3 protein-coding genes are annotated in these 4,973 nt (G+C 70.5%); 2 read left to right on the top strand and 1 reads right to left on the bottom strand.

Features of this window, described 5'->3' with window-relative positions; translation table 11 throughout:
• Positions 1-134: 134 nt before the first annotated feature.
• Positions 135-2,870, bottom strand: a complete 2,736-nt coding sequence (gene ppc / locus ACFWY6_RS43335; RefSeq protein WP_384702793.1) for a phosphoenolpyruvate carboxylase — start codon at positions 2,868-2,870, stop codon at positions 135-137.
• A 297-nt stretch (positions 2,871-3,167) separates the two neighbouring features.
• On the opposite strand from ppc, the gene ACFWY6_RS43330 reads away from it, so the two are divergent.
• The gene (locus tag ACFWY6_RS43330) at positions 3,168-4,169 is read left to right on the top strand and encodes an acyl-CoA desaturase (protein WP_384702791.1); all 1,002 of its coding nucleotides are present in this window, start codon (positions 3,168-3,170) and stop codon (positions 4,167-4,169) included.
• Positions 4,166-4,852: a TetR/AcrR family transcriptional regulator gene (locus ACFWY6_RS43325; protein WP_360770459.1), complete on the top strand. Its 687-nt coding sequence runs from the start codon at positions 4,166-4,168 to the stop codon at positions 4,850-4,852. The genes ACFWY6_RS43330 and ACFWY6_RS43325 overlap by 4 nt, the downstream gene beginning before the upstream one ends.
• Positions 4,853-4,973 lie beyond the last annotated feature (121 nt).

The raw sequence follows: 4,973 nt of genomic DNA, 5'->3' as shown, positions 1-4,973 counted from the left end.
GGCCCGGGCGTGGGCGGGCGGCGCGTGGCTGAGGGCGTCGTCCGTGCCGTGGGCCTTCTCCCCCCGGCGGGCCCCCGCGCCCCTCGGGGGCGCGGGGAACTGCGCGAGGACGGACCACAACCCGCAGACGGGACTCAGCCGGTGTTACGCAGCCCAGCAGCCACACCGTTCACGGTGAGGAGCAGCGCCCGCCCGAGCAACGGGTCGGCCTCCTCGCCCGCGGCCGCCGCATCCCGCTGCCGCTTCAGGAGCGCGACCTGGAGATACGAGATCGGGTCCAGGTAGGCGTCACGGATGCCGAACGTCTGCTGGAGCTCCGGGTGGGAATCGAGCAGTTCCTCGCCGCCGGTGACCCGAAGGACCTCCTGCACCGTCAGCGCGTGCTCCGCCTCGATCACGTCGAAGACGTGCTTCAGCTCGTCGGGGACGAGCGTGTCCACGTAATGGCGGGCGATCCGCAGGTCCGTCTTGGCCAGCGTCATCTCCACGTTCGAGATGAAGTTCTGGAAGAAGTGCCAGTGCTCCTGCATCTCGGAGAGCACGGTGTCCAGACCGGCCTCGCGCAGCGCCTTCAGGCCCGAGCCGACCCCGAACCAGCCCGGCACGATCTGCCGCGACTGGGTCCAGCCGAAGACCCACGGGATGGCGCGCAGGCCGTCGAGCGAGACGCCCGAGCCGGGGCGTCGCGATGGCCGGGAGCCGAGGTGCAGGTCGGCGAGCTGGTCGACCGGCGTCGACGCGAGGAAGTACGTCGGCAGGTCCGGGTCCTCGACCAGCTTGCGGTAAGCGGAGTGCGCGGCGTCCGAGACGACGTCCATCGCCGCGTCCCAGCGGGCGAGCGCCTCGTCGGACTGGCGGGGGGCGGTGTGCAGCGCGGAGGCCTGCAGCGTCGCCGCGACCGTCAGCTCCAGGTTCTCCCTGGCCAGCGAAGGCACCAGGTACTTGTCGGAGATGACCTCGCCCTGCTCGGTCACCTTGATCTCGCCCTCGAGCGTGCCCCACGGCTGCGCGAGGATCGCGTCGTGCGACGGGCCGCCGCCACGGCCGACGGTGCCGCCGCGGCCGTGGAAGAGCCGAAGACGTACGCCGTAGCGGTGCGCGACGTCACGCAGCCTGCGCTGGGCGCGGTGGATCTCCCACTGCGAGGTGGTGATGCCGCCGAACTTGGAGGAGTCCGAGTAGCCGAGCATGACCTCCTGGACGTCACCGCGGAGGGCGACCAGGCGGCGGTACGACGGGTCGGCGAGCATCTCGTCCAGGATGACGTCGGCGGCGCGCAGCTCGTCCGTGGTCTCCAGGAGCGGCACGATGCCGATCTTCGCCCAGCCGGCGTGCAGGTCGATGAGCCCGGCCTCACGCGCCAGCACAGCGGCGGCGAAGACGTCGTCGGCACCCTGGCACATCGAGATGATGTACGACTCGATGACCTCGGGTCCGAACACTTCGAGGGCCTTCTTGATGGTGAGGAAGACGCCGAGGGTCTTCTCACCTGCGGCGTCGACCGGCGCCGGGGACGGGCCGAGCGGGCGCCGCGAACGCAGCTCCTTCGCGAGCAGCTTCTGCCGGTACTCGCGCGGCATGTCCGTGTACCGCCAGGACTCCTCGCCGAGCCGGTCGAAGAGCTGCCCGAGCGCGTGGTGGTGGGCGTCGGCGTGCTCGCGTACGTCCATGGTGGCGAGCTGCAGGCCGAACGCGGCGAGCGTACGGATGGTGCGGTTCATCCGGCCGTCGGCGAAGAGGCCGCCCTTGTGCTCGCGCAGCGAGGTCTGGACGAGGGTGAGGTCGTGCAGGAGCTCGCCGGTGCCCAGATAGTCGCGCCCCGGCTCGTGGGCGGTGCCGCGGGCCAGGCGCTGCTTGGTGTTCTCCAGCTTCTGCCGGATGCAGGTGGCCTTGAGCCGGTAGGGCTCCTCGGCGTTGAGCCGCTTGTAGCGGGGGCTGATCTCGGGCAGCAGCTCCAGGTCGAGCTGGAGGGAGGACTTCAGCTCCTCGGTGGCTCCGGTGTAGCGGATGGAGTTGGAGAGGAAGCCGCGCAGCTCGTCCACGAGTTCGAGGGCGTCGTTGATGCCGTGCTCGTGCTGGAGGATCAGGACGTCCCAGGTGACCTCGGGCGTCACGTTCGGGTTGCCGTCGCGGTCGCCGCCGATCCAGGTGCCGAAGGTCAGCGGGCGGGTGCCCTCGGGCAGCTCGACGCCGACGCGCTCGAGCTCGGCCGTCAGGTCTTCCAGTACGTCCCCGACGGCGCCGGCGTGCAGCTCGTCCAGGTAGTAGATGGCGTTGCGCGCCTCGTCGGCGGGCTCGGGGCGGACGACCCGCAGCTCGTCGGTCTGCCACACCAGGTCGATGTTCTCGGCGAGCCGCGTGTCGTGGCGGCGCCGGTCGGCCTCGATGACCGGGGTCTCAAGGAGCGCGGCGACGCGGCGCAGCTTGTTGAGGACGGAGCGGCGGGCGGCCTCGGTGGGGTGCGCGGTGAAGACGGGCCGCACGTTCAGGTGCTGCACGGTCTGGCGCAGGTGCTCGGGGTCGGCGTCCTTGAGCCGGTCGGCCGTACGGGACAGGAGCCCGCCCTCGGCGGCCCGGCGGGCGCGCAGCTCGCGGCCGCGGTGGACCTGCTCGGTCACGTTCGCCAGATGGAAGTAGGTGGAGAAGGCGCGGACCAGCTTGGCCGCGGTCTCCAGTTCCGTACCACCCAGAAGGCGGGCGGCTGCCTCGCCGTCCTCGCGGGTCAGGCGGCGGACCTTCTCGACCAGTTCGAGGAGCTCGGGACCCTCCTGACGGACGAGGGTCTCGCCCAGCAGATCGCCGAGGCGCCGGATGTCGGCGCGCAGCTCGGTGCTGGCTGTGGTGTTCGTCTGGTCGTCGGCACTGCTCACAGGTGCGGCTCCTTGCAGTGTTGAAGCACGTCAGGTCTGGGAGGGGTCCCCAGCCCGGATAGGAATCCGTGTTCCGGGGGAAATAGAGAGCGGACCGCGCTGTCCGACCGATTCCAAGGATAAGTGTCACTTCGCGGCACGGGCTCGCGGCCTCTTGCCGCCAGGTTCCGCACTGCCATACTTACGACGCCGTAGGTTACGGGACCGTAGGAACCACGGGAGCGCACGGCTGTGTGCACCCGGCGCCCGCTGTGACCGTTGTAACCCTCAACCCTCGACCCCACAGGGGACGTGCCCATGACCCCATCTTCCGATGCGTACTCCGACACCGATGTGATCGAAGACGCTCCCCGGGCGGCCTCGGACGCCCCTCTGCCATCGGCGACGCTCGGCGGCGAGAAGAAGCGTTCGCTTGAGCAGCTCGCGCTGCTCCTGTTCATCACCGTCCCGTTCCTCGCCCTGGTCGCGGCGGTGCCGCTGGCCTGGGGCTGGGGGGCGAGCTGGCTGGACCTCGGCCTTCTCGTCTTCATGTACTACCTGGGGTGCCACGGGATCACGATCGGATTCCACCGCTACTTCACGCACGGCTCCTTCAAGGCGAAGCGCCCGCTGCGGATCGCGCTGGCCGTCGCCGGGTCGATGGCAGTGGAAGGTCCCCTTGTCCGCTGGGTGGCCGACCACCGCAAGCACCACAAGTTCTCGGACGCGGAGGGCGACCCGCACTCCCCCTGGCGCTTCGGCGAGACGGTCCCGGCGCTGATGAAGGGCCTGTGGTGGGCGCACATCGGCTGGATGTTCGATGAGGAGCAGACGCCGCAGGACAAGTACGCACCGGACCTGATCAAGGACCCGGCGCTGCGCCGCATCTCACGCCAGTTCTTGTTGTGGACGATCGTCTCGCTGGCCATCCCGCCGCTGGTCGGGGGCCTGGTGACGATGTCCTGGTGGGGCGCGTTCACGGCCTTCTTCTGGGGTTCGCTGGTGCGAGTGGCCCTCCTCCACCACGTCACGTGGTCGATCAACTCGATCTGCCACGCGGTGGGCAAGCGGCCGTTCAAGTCGCGCGACCGTTCGGGCAATGTGTGGTGGCTGGCGGTCCTGTCCTGCGGTGAGTCCTGGCACAACCTGCACCACGCGGACCCGACGTCGGCGCGGCACGGCGTGATGAAGGGCCAGCTGGACTCGTCGGCGCGGATCATCCGCTGGTGCGAGCAGCTGGGCTGGGCGACGGATGTGCGCTGGCCGTCGCAGTCCCGCATCGAGTCCCGCCGCAAGCCGAAGACCGTCGACGCGGCATGATTGACGACGTGGCGACCGACTCCAGCAATTCCAGCCCTTCCAGCAAAGAGAAGCAGCCCCGGCGCGCCCGCCGGACCCGGATGACGGGTGCCGAGCGCCGGGAGCAGTTGCTGGACATCGGCCGTACGCTCTTCGCCGCCAAGGGCTTCGAGGGCACGTCGGTGGAGGAGATCGCCGCGAAGGCGGGCGTCTCCAAGCCGGTCGTGTACGAGCACTTCGGGGGCAAGGAAGGTCTGTACGCGGTGGTGGTGGACCGCGAGATGCGGGCGCTCCTCGACGGTGTGACGGGGGCGCTGACGGCGGGGCATCCGAGGGAGTTGTTGGAGCAGGCGGCGTTCGCCCTCCTCGACTACATCGAGACGTACACGGACGGCTTCCGCATCCTGGTCCGCGATTCCCCCGTGGCGCAGTCGACGGGCACGTTCGCGTCTCTCATCTCCGACATCGCGACGCAGGTGGAGGACATCCTCGGGCAGGAGTTCAAGACCCGGGGCTTCGACCAGAAACTGGCCCCTCTCTACGCCCAGGCGCTGGTGGGCATGGTGGCGCTGACGGGCCAGTGGTGGCTGGACGTCCGCAAGCCGAAGAAGGCGGAGGTGGCGGCGCACCTGGTCAACCTGGCGTGGCACGGCCTGGACGGCCTGGAGCCCAAGCCCCGCCTGATAGGCCACCGCAAGGCCTAGCGGCAGCGGACGGGAGGGGGGGGGGGGGGGGGGCCCCCCCCCCCCCGGTGCCGCGCCCCGCCCCCGCCCCCCCCCCCACCACACCCCGCCCCCCGGCGCCCCCGCCCCGCCCCCCCCCCGG

Origin of the sequence: Streptomyces sp. NPDC059037, from assembly GCF_042740015.1 — a bacterium.
Taxonomy (GTDB): Bacteria; Actinomycetota; Actinomycetes; order Streptomycetales; family Streptomycetaceae; genus Streptomyces.
Note: the sequence above shows the minus strand (reverse complement) of the source record. Positions and strands in the feature narration are given on the sequence as shown.